Below are 16941 nucleotides of genomic sequence, written 5' to 3'. Positions count from 1 at the left end.
CAGTCGGGGCACTGGAGTTCACACCAGACGTCGAGGACGACGGCGTCGGGGCGCACGGGGGAGGAGTCGCTCATGCGCCCAGTCTTCCAGGCCGACCCCGGCCACCCCAATCCAGACCTCGGCCACCGGCACCCGAGGAGGAGGCGACCCGGAGATCTCCCTGATGTGCGGTCCGGGGCGTGGCCTCGCGCGGGTCGGGCGGAGGACCGGATGATTGCCGAGACCGTGGTGCCGGTCGGGCTGACGTGCTCGGGCAGAACCGGGTTGCTCACACAGGCCCGGTGCGCACACAGCCCGACCCCCATGTCGAGGGACGGCCTGTCCTCCAGCAGCGCCGAGAGGAACCGCGCGCCGTCCAGGTAGCGGTTCGACTCCGAGTCGAACGTCTCGCTCTGCCGGCCGAAGCGGAAGCCGGCGATCACGCTGAGGACCAGCGCCTTCCGGGTGGGCGAGCAGGGCGGGCAGCTGTGTGAGGTCGCCGCGGACCGCGGCGGCGCCAGGTCGCAACGCTGGACCGCGGCCGCCCGGTCGGGGTGCTGCTGCACGACGCCCTGCCATGGATGGCCGGCCACCACACCCGAGTCTTCCTCGCCGGGCTGCGGGAGTGGCTCCCGCCGGGGTCCGCGGTCTCGGTCACCCACGCCACCGACGACCTCGCCCCCACGCCACGGCGGAACTGATCGACGCGTACGCGGAGGCCGGGATCGCCTTCCGGCCGCGGTCCATCGATCAGCTGGAGTCGCTGCTGCACCCCTGGCCGCTGCTGGACGGCCACGGGCCCGTCCCACCGCGGAGTGGCGCAGCCCCAGCACCTACGGGCGCCTGGACAACTCCCACGCCCACGCGGCCGTCGCGCGGGCCTGAGAAGGCATCAATCCCCCTGGTGAAGTGGGGCGTTGTGCCGACCGGGGGGCGGCAACTGTGCACACCGGGGCATGGCTGTTGTTTCGCCGTGCACTGATCCACCGCGAAGGCGTGGGAAGTGCTGCGACTCCTGTCAGGATCGATTCCGAGCAAGTGAGGATGCACCCCGCAGCACACGGGTCCGGCACGGACCTGGACCGATCCTTCGATCGGCACGGCTCCTGGCACTGACGACGCCCGGATCATGCCAGACGGGTGCGGTGCCGTCCTCTCGGGAAGGAGTCCCATGCCTGATTACACAGCTGAAGCACGACCGGTGCCGCGAGTCGTCATACAGGCCGATGATCCCCTCACTCGCGACGGCACGGCCGCCTTCCTGGCCACCGACGCGCGCATCGAGCTGCTGAAGGAGGAGCAACTGGCCGACGCCGACATCCTGGTGATGCTCACCGCGGTGGTCAGCGGCCAGACGCTCTCCGCGATGAGCCGCGCCAGCCAGTCCTCCGGCGGGCGGACACGGATCGTGCTGGTCGCGGACCACATCTCGGAGCAGCAACTGGCGCTCGCGGTCAATCACGGTCTGGCGAGCTTCCTGGTGCGGCCGTACACCAGTTTCAGCCAGATCGTCGTGGCCGCCGTCGAGGCGTACCAGGGGCGGTCGGTCGTACCCCCGGTGCTGATGAGCATGCTGCTGGACCGGATGCGCAGCATGCAGAAGAGCGAGTCGGCCACCGGGCTGCTGCCGGTGGAGCTGGCGCAGCGCGAGATCGACGTGCTCAGGCTGCTGGCCGAGGGACTGGACACCGTGGAGATCGCCAGCAAGCTCAGCTACTCCGAGCGTCTGATCAAGAGCGTCATCCAGACCGTGGTCAAGCGGCTGAAGCTGCGCAACCGTACCCATGCCGTCGCCTATGCCATCCGCATGGGCATCCTGTGACCACCGATGGCGAAAAGGGTACGTCGGTCGTGCGATCGTGCACGATCCGCCTTCGCCGGTGTGGCCGGTCTTGTGCCCTCCGTATCCTCTGCTTCTGAAGGGGTGTCCCGTCGTGGCCGCCCTTCCCCTGAGGCTGTGCAGCCGTCCTCCGCAGTCCGCCCGCCGATCCCGGTCGGCAGGGCCGTATGCGGGCGGAGCGATATCCATCGGTCGCCGTTGATCGATCATTCCACCCGTCGACCGGGAAAGGCATGCAGATGAACTACCGTGAGCCGGATGCCGGTCGGCCCGAACCAGCCACCGGGCTGCCGGCCGGCGATGCGGTGTGGGAGAGCGAACTCCCCTGGCAGATGGCTCCGTTGGATGAGACGGGACAGCTCGCACCGGTCGTCGCCGGGGAGGTCCCGGAGCACGGCATCGCCGCACGGGACGCCCAGACGACCGTCACCGACGCCATATCCGTCCCCGCGCTCACGGCCGACAACGCCTCCGTACCGCACGCCCCGGTGACCGAGGCGCACGGCGCCGCACCCGGTTCCGACGTCCCGGCGGACTTCGGCGCGCGGCGTCGGCGGGACCGGGGCGGCCGAGCGGGCTCCGCCGCGCCGGACGCCGCGGGCGAGGGGCGGGCCAGACTCCGCCTTGCCCTGGCCAAGCCGGTGCTCGCCGGAGCGGGCATGCTCAGCGCCGTCTTCCTGCTGGCGCCGACCGTATTCGGCGAGGACGCGCCCGCGCACACGTTCAAGGCGGGCGCGGGGGAGGCCGGCCACGACTACGCCTCCAACGATCAGTACCTGGACTCCGGCGGCACCCCGTCGCCGCGGCCGAGCGCGTCCGGCGACGCCACCGGCAAGGACGGCGCCGACGACGGCCGGCCGCACCGCATCGCCGAGGTGGCGGCGGCCTCGCCCACACAGCCGACGCGATCGACGCGCAGCTTCGAACCGATGTCGCAGAGCCACTCCCCGGCCCCCGGCAAGACGCCCCGGACCAGCAGCAGCCCGCGGCAGCAGCCGACGCAGCAGCAGTGGACCTCGACCGTCGTGAACGCCACCAGCGTGCTGGAACCCGGGCAGAGCTGGTCCACCAACCGGGTCACGCTGGCCTTCCAGGGGGACGGCAACCTCGTGCTCTACGACAAGAAGGGCACCCCGCTGTGGTGGTCGGGCACCGTGGGTCAGGGCGCCAAGGCGGTCTTCCAGGCCGACGGCAACTTCGCGGTGTACACCCAGGACGGGGCGACCGCCTGGTCCTCCCGGACGGACGGCCACGACGGCGCCCGACTCGTCATCGGGACCGACGGGAACGTCAGCATCCGCTCGGGCGGCGCGGTGCTGTGGTCGACGGGCACCGCCATGTGACACCCCGACCTCCCCGGGGCCGCCCCTCCCGAACGCTCGTCCTGCCCGCCTCCCCCGAGGCCGGGGCGGACTCCCTCGGTGTCGCCCGCCTTCTCCAACGGGGGCGGGCGACACGGCAGGCCCTCCTCCCGGGCCGCCCCGGCGGGTGCACGTCACCCGAAGCCCAGTCCACCCCCACGAGGTCTCGCCGGCTGGAGATCCACCTGATGAACACCACCGTTGTCAAGCGCCCACCGCGCGCATCGGGACCCCAGGCACCGGAAGGGCAGATCGAGCTGGCCCAGCCCCCGGTGCTCGGCGAACCGGCCATGGCCGACCTCGGTTCCGTCGTCGTCATGCTGCCCATGGGCATCGGCGCCGGTGCCATGGGAATGATGTTCGTCGTCGGCGGCTCCGCGACGACGTACATGATGTCGGGGATGATGGGCATCGCGATGATGTCCATGGGGCTCGGCCAGATGGGCCGCTCCGGCTTCGAACGCAAACGGCGGATGCGGGCCGAACGCCGCGACTACATGCGCTACCTGGCCCAGCTGCGCGGCCAGGTCCGGGAGGCCGCCGCCGCCCAGGTCACCGCCGCCGTCTACGACAACCCGCCGCCCCGGCAACTGTGGTCGCTGGTCCAGGGCCCCCGGGTGTGGGAACGCCGCGCCTCCCACGACGACTTCGCCAAGGTCCGCATCGGACTCGGCACCCGGCGTGCCGCCCTGGAACTCGTCCCGCCGCAGACCAAGCCCGTCGAGGACCTCGACCCGCTCACCGCCATCTCGCTGCGCCGCTTCACCGAGGCGTTCCAGACCGTGCCCGGCATGCCGATCCCCGTCGCCCTGCGCAGCTTCACCAGCGTGGAGTTCGCCGGGGACATCGACGACGCCCTGGACCTGACCCGGGCCATGCTCGGCCAGCTCGTCGCCCTGCACTCGCCGGACGAACTGCGCGTCGCCGTCCTCACCGATCCGCGCGACCGGGACGTCTGGGAGTGGGTGAAGTGGCTGCCGCACAACGCCCACCCCCGGGAACGGGACCAGGCCGGCCCGCTCCGGCTGGTCGCCACCGACCACGCCGAACTGCTCGACCTGCTGGGCACCGATATCCTCGACCGCGGCGACCACGACCCGCAGGCCACCCCCGGCGCCGCCGAACCGTTCGTGGTCGTCGTCGCCCACCGCACGCCGATCCCCGCCGACTCCCGGCTGCTGGGCAGCGGACTGCGCAACACCGTCCTGCTCGATCTCACCGGCGCCATGCCGGGCGGCCCCTCCGTCCTGCGGCTGACCGCGGAGAACGGCACCGTCTCCTTCCCGGTCGGCGACGACGCGCAGGCCCAGGCCGAGGCGGACGCCCTCAGCCCGGCCGGCGCCGAGAACCTGGCCCGGCTGCTGGCCCCGCTGCGCACCGGCGGCACCATCGACCTGACGGACAACCCGTTCGACGCCGACTTCGAACTCACCGCCCTGCTCGGCATCCGCGACCCGCGCGCCTTCGACGTCGCCGCCCAGTGGCGGCGCCGCAACGACCAGTCGGCGCGGCTGCGCGTACCCATCGGGGTCACCGAGGACGGCGAGGTCGTCGAACTCGACCTGAAGGAGTCGGCCCAGGCCGGCATGGGCCCGCACGGCATGCTGATCGGCGCCACCGGCTCCGGCAAGAGCGAACTGCTGCGCACGCTCGTCATCGGACTCGCCGCCACCCACTCCTCCGAGATCCTGAACTTCGTCCTGGTCGACTTCAAGGGCGGCGCCACCTTCCTCAACACCGAGAAGCTGCCGCACACCTCCGCCGTCATCACCAACCTGGCCGACGAACTGCCGCTGGTGGACCGCATGCAGGACTCCATCAACGGCGAACTGATCCGCCGCCAGGAACTGCTCCGGGCCAGCGGCTACGCCTCGCTCTACGAGTACGAGAAGGCCCGGCTGGCCGGCGCCCCCCTCGCCCCGCTGCCCTCGCTGCTGGTCATCGTCGACGAGTTCTCCGAACTGCTCGCCGGCAAGCCGGAGTTCGTCGAACTCTTCGTCACCATCGGCCGGGTGGGCCGAAGCCTCGGCGTGCACCTGCTGCTGGCCTCCCAGCGACTGGACGAGGGACGCATCCACCGCGTCGAAGGACACCTGTCCTACCGCATCGCGCTGCGCACCTTCTCCTCCATGGAGTCCCGCAGCGTCATCGGCGTCGCCGGTGCGTACGAGCTGCCCTCCACGCCCGGCAACGGCTACCTGCGCGTGGACACCACCAACCTGGTGCGCTTCAAGGCCGCCTACGTCTCCGGCCCTTGCCCCGAGGCGCCCGCCACCGGCCCGGCGCAGGGGCCCGTGGCGACGGGGCCCTGCGAACTCGTGGACTTCGGTCTCGACCAGGAGCGGCCGGCACCTGAGGCGGAGGAGCCGGCCGAGCTGCGTCCCGAGCCCGAGCCCGCAGCCCAGCCGGAGAGCGACGAGAGCCTCCTGGAGGTCCTCATCGAACGGCTCCAGGACGCCGGCCCGCCCGCGCGCCAGGTCTGGCTGCCGCCGCTCGCCGAGTCGCCCAGCCTGGACCAGCTGCTGCCGGGCATCGTCCCCGACCCGGTACGAGGTATGACCGCCGAATCCCCCGACCTCGGCAGGCTCCGGGCGCCGCTCGGCATGGTCGACCGGCCGCACGAGCAGGTCCGCGAACTCCTGGTCGCCGACCTCTCCGGAGCCGGCGGGCACGTCGGCGTGGCCGGCGCCCCGCAGACCGGCAAGTCCGCGCTGCTGCGCACCCTGATGCTGTCGCTGGCGCTCACCCACACCCCCGAGGAGGTGCAGTTCTACTGCCTCGACCTCAGCGGCGGCGGCCTGGTCTCCACCGCCGGTCTCCCGCACGTCGGCTCGGTCGCCACCCGGCTGGAGCGCGACAAGGTGCTGCGCAGCGTCGAGGAGATCGCCCAGATCCTGGAACGCCGCGAGCAGATCTTCACCGAGCACGGCGTCGAGTCGATGGCCGCCTACCGCGAACTGCGGCGCACCGGCGGCGTCGACGACCTCCACGGTGACGTCTTCCTGGTCGTGGACGGCTGGGGAACGCTGCGCCAGGAGTACGACGACCTCGACGACCGCATCACTTCCATCGCCGCGCGCGGCCTGTCCTTCGGCATCCACGTGGTGGTGTCGGCGGTCCGCTGGTCGGAGATCCGCAACAAGCTGCGCGACCTGCTCGGCACCAAGTTCGAGCTGCGGCTCGGCGACACCATGGAATCCGAGATCGGCCCCCGCGTGGCCGCGGGCGTCCCGCAGCAGCCCGGCCGCGGACTGACCGCCTCCGGCCACCACTTCCTGTCCGCGCTGCCCCGTCTGGACAGCTCGTCGGCCACCGACGACCTCACCGCGGCCACCAAGATCGCCGCCGCCGAGATCGGCACCTTCTGGACCGGGCGCACCGCCCCCGGCGTACGGCTGCTGCCCAGCACCCTGCGGGTCGGCCAGCTCCCCGCACCCGAGGGGGACCTGCGGGTCAGCCTGGGCTGGGACGAACAGCGCCTCCAGCCGGTCTGGCACGACTTCTCCGCCCAGCCGAACCTGCTCGTCCTCGGCGACGGCGAGACCGGCAAGACCAACGCCCTGCGTCTGATGGCCCGGGCCATCACCACCCGCTTCACCCCCGACGAGGCCCGCATCCTGCTCGGCGACCCCGAGCGCGGACTCCTCACCGACGTGCCCGAGGAATACCGAGCCGGGTACGCCGTCGACGCGGACGGGCTGCGCGAACTCGCCAACAGCACCGTGGTGTCCATGACCAAACGGGTGCCGGGCCCCGATGTCTCTCCCGAACAGCTGGCGCAGCGCGACTGGTGGCAGGGACCGCGGCTGTTCATCCTGATCGACGACTACGACCTGTTCGTCACCAGCAACATGGACAGCCCCACCGCACCGCTCCTGCCACTGCTGGCCCAGGGAGCCCATATCGGCATGCACATGATCATCGCGCGGTCCACGTCGGGCGCCATGCGCGCCATGATGGAACCGCTGCTGCGCCGCATCTGGGAACTCGGCAACCCGGCCCTGGTGCTCTCCTACCCCAAGGAGGAGGGCAAGTTCATCGGCGAGGCCAAGCCGCGCACCCTCGTCCCCGGCCGCGCCCAACTGGTCACCCGGCGCGGCGTCCGCCTCGTCCAGACCGGTCTGGTGGACGACGGCTGACCCCCTCCGGAGGACCGGACCCGCCCGCCGAACCACCGCCCAGGCCGTACCACAGGAGTCCCAGCCCCCATGTCTCTCTCCAGCCTCATGCCGGACCTTGACGGCACGGCCGTCTGCCGGATCACCGTGATAGGACCCGAGCACCGAGCCGACCTGGGCGTGCCCGCCATTCTCACCCTGGGCACCCTGCTGCCCGTGCTCACCGCGCGCCTCGCACCCGACGGCGCGCCCGCCGGAGGCTACCTCCTCCAGCGTCTGGGCGAGGAGCCGCTGGACCTCGACGACACCCCGGAGTCCGCGGGCCTGCGCGACGGCGACATCCTCCACCTGCGCCCGGTGGACGAGGTGCTGCCGCCCCTCGTCTTCGACGACATCGCCGACGGCGTCGCCACGGTCGTCGGCACCCGCTCCGACCGCTGGCGCCCCGAACTGACCCGGCGGCTCTTCCTGGTGCTGGCCTGCCTGGCGCTTGCGGTACTCGGCCTGTTCACGATGGCCGCCGACTCCGCCGGAGCCGGAGCGGTACAGTCCGGCGTCGTGGCCGTGGCGCTGCTCACCGGCTGCCTGCTGACCGCACGGGCCGGCGCCGACACCGGCACGGTGCTGGTGACGGGGGTGGCGGCCTGGGTGTACGCCGCGGCGGCCGGCCTGACCTCCCGGCGCGGCCCCGTCGCACTCCTGACACCCACGGGACACGAACTCCTCGTCGGCGCCGCCTGCGCGGCCGTCGTCGCCACCGTGCTGCTGCTCTCCGGCAAGGTGCCCGTCCAGGTGTTCGGCGCGCTGCTGACGGTGACGGTCGCAGCCGAGGCCGGCTCCCTGCTCTGCGTCGACTTCGACTGGTCCGTGACCACCGCCTGTTCGGTGGTCGCCGTCACCATGTTCGTGCTCAGCACCATCGCCCCCCGCCTCTTCCTCCGCCTGGCCGGACTGCGCGTGCCTCAGCTGCCGCGCAACGCCGACGAACTCCAGGAGGACATCGAGCCCGCCACGGAACCGGCCGTCGCCCGCCGGGTCGCCGCCGCCGACGCCCACCTCACGCTCTACACCGCCGGCGCGTCCGTGGTCTACGCCCTGGACCTGGTCCTCCTGACCCGCCGCCCCGGCTGGTTCGACTGGCTGCTCGCCCTGACGCTCGCCGCCGCCGTGACCCTGCGCTCCCGCAGTGTCACCGAGATCTGGCAGCGCGTCTCGCTGGCCCTCGCCGGAACACTCGGCCTGATCCTCACCGCCGCCTGGCTGCTGGTGCCCGGCGGCCCCCAGGCCCGCGCCGTGCTGGCCGTACTCCTGCTCGCGGCCGTCGCGGCACTACTCGCCGCCCGCCGCCTGCCCAGCCTGCGCCTGCTGCCGGTCTGGGGCCACACCGCCGACATCCTGGAGACGGTCACCGCCGTCGCCCTGATCCCGCTGCTCCTCCAAGTGCTGCACGTCTACTGGTACTTCCGTACCCTGGCCGGCTGAGAGGACCCCGTGCAAAGCCGTCGTGACCACGTCCACGCCTATCAGTTCGCCACCGGAAGACTCGCGGCGGCACTGGTGTCGGGAGAACCCGCCACGGGCGAGCCGCCGGCCCGCCGGAGCGTCCTGGGCGTCGTGCTCGGAGTGCTGTTCGGCGTCATCGCCTGCGGTGGCTTCGCCCTCTACGGAGTGATCAAACCCGGCGGCAACACCGCCTGGGCCAAACCGAACGCCATCGTCGTGGAGAAGGAGACCGGCACCCGCTTCCTCTACGTCGACGGCGTCCTGCACCCGGTGGCCAACTACGCCTCCGCGCTGCTGGGCGCCGCCGGCGGGGGCGGTGGCAGAGACGTGCACACCGTCTCCCGCAACTCGCTGGCCGACGTGCGCCGCGGCGCGCAGATCGGCATCCCCGCCGCTCCCGACTCCGTACCGGGCGCCGCGCAGTTGCTGACCGGCGACTGGACCCGCTGCCTGACCCCGGGCCGGAACAAGGGCGAGACGCTGGACTTCGCGCCCGGCGAGCCGTCCGCGCCGCCGGCCCCGGTGGAGGGGCGGCGCGCCCTGCTGCGGGCCGCCGACGGCACCGAGTACCTGTTGTGGGACGGCGTCCGCTACCGCCTCGGCGACCGCGCCACCCTCATCGCGCTGCACCTGGACGGCCAGGACCCGATCGCCGCCCCCGACGACTGGCTGGAGGCACTGCCCGCCGGCCCCACCGTGAACGCCGCCGACATACCGGGACACGGCAAGAAGGGCCGCAGCGTCGGCGACCGCCCGGCCCGTATCGGTGACGTCTTCACCTCCGCCGCCGACGACAGGGGCGCCGCCCAGTTCTACGTGCTGCGCTCCGACGGCCTGGCCCCGCTGACCCGGACCGAGTTCGAACTGCTCGCCACCAGCGACGCCGCCGAACCCCGCGAGGTGACCTCCCGGGACATCGCCGCCGTCGGCGGGTCGGCCGACCGGTCCCTGCTGCACCGGTTGCCCGACTTCCTCGCCGGCCCCGTCCTGCGCCCGGGCGCCTCGGCCGTGTGCCTGCGCCAGCGCGTCACCGGCGGAACCGAGGTGCGCACCGAGGTGGCCCTGGAGCAGCGTCCCGCCGCCGGGGCACCGGCCGTCGACGTCCCGGTCGGCCGCGGACTGCTGGTCCAGGGGCTCCCGCTGCCGCCGCGCGGTGTCACCCCGCGGGTGTACCTGGTCACCGAACTCGGTGTGAAGTACCCGATCGGGGACTCCGACGCCCTCTCCGCGCTGGGCTTCGGCAGCGGGCAGGCACGCGCCGTCCCCCGGGACGTCCTGGACCTGCTGCCCACCGGCCCGGAGCTGTCCCGCGCCCGCGCCCTGTCCTTCGTACCCGCTTACCCGACCGCTTCCCCCGCGCCGTCCGCCACCGCCTCGAAGAGCCACTGATGACGCTCGGAGTCAGGCCGCGCCGGGTCGCGGAGGCACCCGGCCTGGGCACCCGCCGGGCCGGCCACGCGCTGCTGATCCACCCCAAGGGCCGGCCGAACGCGCAGGCCGTCGCCTTCGCCGAGGGACTGCCCGCCGACCCCGACCACCAGGTCGTCGTCCTCGACCTGCCCGCCGACCCCGGCGACGCGACCTGGGCGGTCGTCGCCCGGCTGCTGGGCCGCGGCCATCCCGGCGGCTACCGCCTGGTCACCGGCCGCGCGCTGCCGGGCGGGATCGTGCCCGTCGGGCAGTGGCTCGCGGACCGGCTGGACCGCGCGGTCGTGGTGCCCGACGGCGCGCCGGTCCCGGCGGCCGGCGGTGTGCTCTACATCCCCGCCGACCGCGGACCGGGCTGGGTGCGCCTGCTGCCGCGCCGGCCGCCCACCCCCGTCTCGCGCCGGTTCCCGAAACCGGCCTGGGAGTTCACCCTCTCCGACCAGACCTGGCGGACCAGCGACCGGGCTGTGGTCGATCCGCTGCCCAGCGGGGTGTGGCTGCACGGCGACAGTCACGGCGGCGCGCTCTCACCGCACCGGGACCTGCTGGTGTCCCGGCTGGCGTACCGGCGTGACCTGCTGACCGTGGTCCTCGGCTGCCCGGGCGGGGACGAGCTGCCGCTGGACGACGTCACCCGGTTCTGGCACTCGCTGTTGCCCGGCGTCCGCGACCTGGTGCGGTTCGTGATCTACGGACCCCTGGCGGCCCCGGACGGCTCCGGTCCCGGCCAGGCCCTGGCCGACCGGCTCGGTGTCCCCGTGACCTTCGACAACGGCCTCCCGGTGACCCACGCCGCGGGAGAGACCCCCGAGGTGCACGCCCTGGACGCCGACGGCTCCCCCGGCTGGGCGGCCTTCGCCCGGCAACTGCGCTTCACCCCCGCCCGGCTGACCGGCGGCCGGCCGACCGCGCCCGTGGTGGTCAGCCACCGGCCCGTGTTCGACGACCTCCCGGAGACGGCCCCCGGCCGCTACCGGTACGACGACGCGGTCCTTGAGGTGGTGCCCAGCGGCCTGTGGCTGCGTCCGTCCTCGGAGTCCGGGGAAGCCGGGGACGCGGCGGAGGCCGCCGCCATCCGCTCGGCGGCACCGTCCGCCCGGCACGTCAACGTCGTCTTCGGCACCGGCGGGCAGGGCAGCGGCCGCATGCGCGAGCTCGCCGAACGCCTGCTGCAACGACTCGACCCCGCGCTGCGCGCCATGGCCAGACTGGTACCGGCGGTGCAACTGGTCCGGGAGACGAGCACCCGCCAACTGACGACGGGGTCCGGTACGGAGCCAGCCGGGGGCTCGGAGGCCGGTTCGGGCGCTGGTCGGCGGACGGTCGCCGGTGGGCACGGTGCTCCCGCCGCCGGCGCCCCGGGCGACGCTCCGGCGACGGCAGCGGGTCCGTCGGCCGCCGGGCCGCAGGTCCGGTTGGCGACCGCCGCGCCGGCCTTCGGCGACGCGCCCGCCGGACGGGCTCCCGGCGCGGCCGGTACGACGCCGACCCCGGTTCCCGGGCAAGTGGCGGGTGCCGTGGCTGTGGCTTCGGCGGGGGAGGGGGCGTCCGGTCCGTCCAACGCTCCGGTCGGTGCCGGGCCGGGCACGTCCGTCCGCGCGACGGGTGCCGTCGGCGTGGTTCCGGCGGGGGAGGGGGCGTCCGGTCCGGGCGTACGCGGTCACCTGACGGGCGCCGCCTCGGCGCCGCTCCCGGGGGCCGCGCCGGACGATCGGGGTGTTCCCGCGTCCGCCGGTCCCACGGGACCTGACGTGTCGGGGCTGCCACCCCTGCTGTGGGAGTCCACCGCCCCGGCCCCCGGAGGTACGCCACCTCGGCCGGGCGAGCCCGCGACCCGGGCCTCCGGCATGCCGTCCCGGCCGGAGGACCCTGCCGCCTCCGCGGGTCCGCCGTCGGGGGCCGGTGAGCCGGTGGTCCCCGTTTCCGGTGGTCTGCCGCCTGGGCCGGGCGATTCCGCGGCCCCGACTTTCCAGGGTGTGCCGCCCCGGCCGGGCGAGTCCGCCGCTCCGGGCTCCGACGGCATGCCGTCACCGGCCGGTGAGTCCGCCGGCTCCGCATCGGACGGCGGTGCGACCGCCGAGCGACCCGCCGGCCCCCTGCCCCCCGCACTGCCCCTGCCCTCCCTCAGGCTGGTCTCGGCCCCAGGCCTGCCCGCGCCCCCTCCGATGCGCGCGGACGGTGCGGCGCCCGACGCCCCCGGCAGCGGGCGGCCGGACCAGGGCGCAGACGCGCGGCCGCCGGCCCCCTCCGTCCTCGGCGCCACCGCGAATCCCGTCCCGTCTCAGCCCACCCCCGCCCCGCCGTCAGCGGCGCCCACGTCGGGTCCCGGGGCCGCCCCTGCCCAAGCAGTACCCACCGCACCGGATTCCGGTCCCGTCCGAGCCGGAGCCGTACCCGGCAGCGGGGCCACCGGAGCCGCCCGCGCCGCGGTCGTACACCCGGCCCCGGGCCCGGACGCCCGGGCCGGCGGGGCCGCCGGGCAGGCACCGGCCGGGGGCGGGACGGTGCGCGCCGGAGTGGGAGCCGGGGCCCGGGTCCAGGCCGTACCGAGCCCCGCCGCCGGCGCGGTGCCGCCCCGCGCCGGCATCGCCCGGGAACGCGAGTGGCTGCGCGGCGCCTTCCGGCAGCAGTACAACGACGGGGCCGGCGCCGTGGCCCGCCTGCTCTCCGAGTCACCGGGACTGCGCGGGAGCGTCCAGACGCCCACCGAGGATGTCCTCACCGACCTGGTCGCCGCCCGGCTCTACCTGCGCGGCGACAGCGCCCTGCTCGACCGGCAGGTCCGCGCGGCCTCCGAGGGGCCGCACGTCCCGTTCGCCCGCTGCGTGGCCGCGGGACTGCGCAGACTGCCCTCCTACCGGGGCGCCACCATGCTGCGCGCCACGCTCGGCGACGCCGAGTGGGACTGGTACCGCCGCCGTACCCTCGTGACCGAATGGGCGTTCTGCTGGGCGCTGACCTCCGGCGCGCCGGAGGTGCCCGGTGACGCCGACATCCTGATCTGGTCGATGACCGCGCGCCGCACCGCCCTGCTCGGCCCGGACCAGCCGGCCCGGGTGCTCTTCCTGCCCGGCACGACCTTCAAGGTGCTGGCGGTCCGCGACGGTGACCGGCGCACCGTGCTGCTGCGCGAGCTGTCCGCGTCGGAGATCTCCGCCGACGGCCGGGTCGACACCGGACGCACGGCCCTGGACGACCTGGCCCTGTCCGGGCTCGAACAGGCGGACCGGACCTGGCAGGGCGGCGAAACCGGCGCGGCCCGGGGCCTGACGCCCGAGCAGGCCGTCCGGTTCACCGCCCCGCCCGGACTCGTCCTTCCCCCGCGACCCAACCCGCCAGCCCCGCCCGGAAAGAGGACAACACCATGAGCCGGCAGATGCTGCTGGTCTCCCAGGACGGCTCCGCGCCCTACCGCACCATCGGTCAGGCCCTGGCCGCCGCCTCCGACGGAGCCCTCATCACCATCGCCGCGGGCACCTACCGCGAGGCCCTCGTCATCGACCGGGTCGTCACCCTCGCCTCCGGCGCCGAGCCGGGCGCCGTCCGCGTCGACGGCGGCACCGCCAGCGCCGTGGTGATCGCCGCCGAGGCGGCCCAGCTCAACGGGCTCTCCCTGGAGGGCGGCAGCGAACAGGTACCGGTCGTCGAGGTACGCCACGGAGAGGCGTCCCTCCAGCAGTGCACGGTCTCCGGGAACGCCTGGGCCGGCATCCTCGCCTGGCAGCGCGGGACGCTCATCGCCCGCTCGTGCCGGGTGACCGGGCCCGGCGGGGCGGGCATCGTGGTGACGTCGTCCGGCGTCAACGTGGTGGAACAGAGCACGGTGGCTCAGACCCTGTCCTCCGCGATCGTCGTCGCCGAACGCGGACGGCTGACCGTGCGCGACTGCCGCCTGGAGGAGCCCGGCGGCAACGGCGTCTGCGTCAACGGCCAGGCCCGTGCCGTCGTGGAGAGAACCGAGATCACCGCCAGCGCCCAGCCCGCCCTGGTCGCCGAGCAGAGCGGCGGCGCCGAGCTGCGGGCCGTCACCGTGACCGGCAGCGCGGGACTCGACGCATACCTCACCAGCCGTGGCGAGGTCGTCCTCACCGACTGCGTGTTCACCGGATCCGGCGCGGAGTCCGTCCTCGTCAGCGGCGGCTCCGCCCCGCACCTGCGCGGCTGCTCGATCACGGGCGCCGCCCGCACCGGTATGCGGATCACCGAGTCCGCGAAGCCGTACCTGGAGAGCTGCCAGGTGACGGGTTCACCCGTCGGCATCCGGGTGGACGGCGGCAGCGCGCCCGTGCTGCGCTCGGTTCGGGTGAGCGACGCGAGCGGCGAGGGACTCCTGCTCGCCGACGGTGCCACCGTGGAGGGCGAGCGGCTGTCCGTGTCCGGCGGCACCGGCGCGCGCGCGAGCGGCGGCGCGGTGCTGACGTTGCGCGACACCGAGCTGGCGGCGGCGTCCGGCCCGGCCGTCGACATCCGCGAGGGCGCGACCGCCCGGCTCACCGGCGTACGCCTGGGCGCAGTGGACGCGCCGGGCCTGACGGTCGCCGGGGCCACCGCCGTCGCGGAGGCGTGCGTGCTGCGGGACTCGGGAGTGCTCGTCGGCGCCGACGCTCGGGCGGAGCTGAAGGACACCGAGGTCGTCGGGTCGGACGCGGACGGCGTCCGGGTGGCGGGCGGCGGCGACCTCACGGCCGTCGGCTGCCGGGTGCACGGCGCGCACGGCCACGGGGTGCACATCCAGGCCGGCGGCCGGGCAGACCTCGCCCATTGCGTCGTCTTCGACAACACCGGGGACGGTATCCGCACCAACACCGAGGAACCGGTGCGGATCCAGGACTGCGAGCTGCGCGACAACGGCGGCCAGGCGCTGCACCAACTGCGCCAGAACCCCCGGTTCGAGGCCGTGAACGTGACCGGAGCGGACGACGCCGGCCCCGCCCCGGCGGAGCCCGTCGGGCACCGGTGGTCGCAGCCCGGGGAGGCCGTCGGCCGGGACGCGGGGCCCACCGCGCGGCACGTCGGCACCGGTCCGCTGGCCGAGATGGACGCGCTCGTCGGTCTGGAGAGCGTCAAGCAGGAGGTCACCGGCCTCATCAACCTGAACAAGATGGCGCGGCGGCGCGAGGAGATGGGGCTGCCCATGCCGCCGATGAGCCGGCACCTGGTGTTCGCCGGACCGCCCGGCACCGGCAAGACCACGGTGGCCCGTCTCTACGGCGCCGTCCTCGCCGAACTCGGCATCCTCACCCAGGGACACATGGTGGAGGTGTCCCGCGCCGACCTGGTCGCGCAGATCATCGGCGGTACGGCCATCAAGACCACGGAGGTCTTCAACCGGGCCCTCGGCGGCGTGCTGTTCATCGACGAGGCGTACACCCTGACCAACCAGTCCAAGGGCACCGGCCCGGACTTCGGCCAGGAGGCCGTCGAGACCCTGATGAAGCTGATGGAGGACCACCGCGACGAGGTCGTGGTCATCGCCGCCGGATACTCCGAGCACATGGACCAGTTCCTGGCCTCCAACCCCGGCATGGCCTCGCGTTTCTCCCGCACGGTGGAGTTCCCCAACTACACGGTCGAGGAACTGGTCACCATCGTGCGCGGCCTGTGCGCCAAGCACTTCTACGAACTCACCGACGGGGCCCTGGAGGCCGTGGGCCGCTACTTCGCGCACATCCCGAAGGGCCCCACGTTCGGCAACGGCCGGGTCGCCCGCCAGGTCTTCGAGTCGATGATCAACAGACAGGCGTCGCGGCTCGCCGTCTCCCTGCCGGGCAGCGACTCCGAACTGAGCCGGCTCACCGAGGCCGACGTCGAGACGGTGCCCGAGGCGTCCGGGGGCCCGGAGGAGACGACCGCCGTCACGACCGCTGCCGAGGGTGCGGGTGCGGCGGTGCGCGACGGACTGCCCGTGGCCGCGGCCGGTCGCGCCGTCGCCCGCATCGCCGGACTGGTCGGCCTGGAGGGCGTACGCCGGGCGCTCAAGGACCTGCTGGCCGCCCTGGTGCCGGCGTACCACCGGGGCGAACCGCTCGCCGGACGGGCCAACCTGGTGTTCGCCGGCACCGAGGGCAGCGGCCGTGACGCGGTGGCGGTGCTGTACGCGCGGGCGCTCGCCGAACTCGGGCTGCTGCCCACCGGCTCGGTGCACCGGGTGCCGATGTCCGCCTGGCCGGCCCGCTGGCCCGGGCAGGCGGAGGCCAATGTGCTGACCGCGTTCGACGAGGCGGCGGGCGGCGTACTGGTGCTGGAACTCGACGAGTTCTTCGCCTCCCGCGCCCCGGCCGAACGCATCGCGCTGCTCACCGCCGTACGGGAACTGGCCGCACTCCGGGACGACGTGGTGCTGGTCCTCTCCGCCGAACCCCGGCCCCTGGCCGACTTCCTGGGCGGCGCACCGGGGACCGAGCTGGCCGCCGCCTTCGCGGCGCGGGTCGACTTCGCGCCGTACGACCCCGGGGACCTGGCGCTGCTGGCCGTACAGCGGCTCGCGGCGACCGGTCTGGAGGCCGGCGAGGGGGCGTTCGAGGCGCTGGCCGAGCACTTCACCCGGGTTCCCGCGGCCCGGGGCGCCTTCGAGGCGCACGCCCTCGCCGACCGGCTGGCCGACGTGGCGGTCTCGCGTGTCCTCGGCGCCGGCGACGTGGCGGACCTGCTCGACGAGGACGCCGCCGAGCCCGAGCCCGAGACCGTGCCCGTCGGCTGAGGCGGGTGCCCG

General features: G+C 74.1%; 7 protein-coding genes and 1 pseudogene. 7 read left to right on the top strand and 1 reads right to left on the bottom strand.

The annotated features are described in order from the left end of the window. Positions 1 to 74, bottom strand: a pseudogene (locus AB0927_RS33430) (DsbA family protein); the annotation flags it as partial. Between the two features lie 1076 nt (positions 75 to 1150). Between AB0927_RS33430 and AB0927_RS33425 the strand changes: the two are divergent. The 7 genes from AB0927_RS33425 to AB0927_RS33395 all read left to right on the top strand — a co-directional run bounded on the left by AB0927_RS33425 (position 1151) and on the right by AB0927_RS33395 (position 16929). Next, entirely contained in the window at positions 1151 to 1801 is a 651-nt protein-coding gene (locus AB0927_RS33425; RefSeq protein WP_366671560.1) for a response regulator transcription factor, read from the top strand. Positions 1802 to 2058: 257 nt separating this feature from the next. Continuing rightward, the gene (locus AB0927_RS33420) at positions 2059 to 3162 is read left to right on the top strand and encodes a hypothetical protein (protein ID WP_366671559.1); all 1104 of its coding nucleotides are present in this window, start codon (positions 2059 to 2061) and stop codon (positions 3160 to 3162) included. 206 nt (positions 3163 to 3368) lie between these two features. Further along, the gene (eccCa, locus tag AB0927_RS33415) at positions 3369 to 7319 is read left to right on the top strand and encodes a type VII secretion protein EccCa (protein ID WP_366671558.1); all 3951 of its coding nucleotides are present in this window, start codon (positions 3369 to 3371) and stop codon (positions 7317 to 7319) included. Positions 7320 to 7388: 69 nt separating this feature from the next. After that, the gene (gene eccD / locus AB0927_RS33410; protein WP_366671557.1) at positions 7389 to 8780 is read left to right on the top strand and encodes a type VII secretion integral membrane protein EccD; all 1392 of its coding nucleotides are present in this window, start codon (positions 7389 to 7391) and stop codon (positions 8778 to 8780) included. 9 nt (positions 8781 to 8789) lie between these two features. Next, entirely contained in the window at positions 8790 to 10190 is a 1401-nt protein-coding gene (gene eccB, locus AB0927_RS33405; RefSeq protein WP_366671556.1) for a type VII secretion protein EccB, read from the top strand. Then, a complete protein-coding gene (locus AB0927_RS33400) occupies positions 10190 to 13597 on the top strand; it encodes a hypothetical protein (RefSeq protein ID WP_366671555.1) in 3408 nt (1135 codons plus the stop codon). Before eccB ends, AB0927_RS33400 begins: the two co-directional genes overlap by 1 nt. Beyond that, a complete protein-coding gene (locus AB0927_RS33395) occupies positions 13594 to 16929 on the top strand; it encodes a right-handed parallel beta-helix repeat-containing protein (protein ID WP_366671554.1) in 3336 nt (1111 codons plus the stop codon). Before AB0927_RS33400 ends, AB0927_RS33395 begins: the two co-directional genes overlap by 4 nt. Positions 16930 to 16941: the final 12 nt, after the last annotated feature.

Origin of the sequence: Streptomyces sp. NPDC048106 (genome assembly GCF_040706415.1) — a bacterium.
Classification (GTDB): Bacteria; Actinomycetota; Actinomycetes; order Streptomycetales; family Streptomycetaceae; genus Streptomyces.
Note: the sequence above shows the minus strand (reverse complement) of the source record. Positions and strands in the feature narration are given on the sequence as shown.

Excerpts from the sequence above, each read along its gene's own strand:
- AB0927_RS33420 (WP_366671559.1), top strand. The coding sequence starts at position 2,059 with ATGAACTACCGTGAGCCGGATGCCGGTCGGCCCGAACCAGCCACCGGG.
- AB0927_RS33395 (WP_366671554.1), top strand. The coding sequence starts at position 13,594 with ATGAGCCGGCAGATGCTGCTGGTCTCCCAGGACGGCTCCGCGCCCTAC.
- eccD (WP_366671557.1), top strand. The coding sequence starts at position 7,389 with ATGTCTCTCTCCAGCCTCATGCCGGACCTTGACGGCACGGCCGTCTGC.
- eccCa (WP_366671558.1), top strand. The coding sequence starts at position 3,369 with ATGAACACCACCGTTGTCAAGCGCCCACCGCGCGCATCGGGACCCCAG.
- AB0927_RS33400 (WP_366671555.1), top strand. The coding sequence starts at position 10,190 with ATGACGCTCGGAGTCAGGCCGCGCCGGGTCGCGGAGGCACCCGGCCTG.
- AB0927_RS33425 (WP_366671560.1), top strand. The coding sequence starts at position 1,151 with ATGCCTGATTACACAGCTGAAGCACGACCGGTGCCGCGAGTCGTCATA.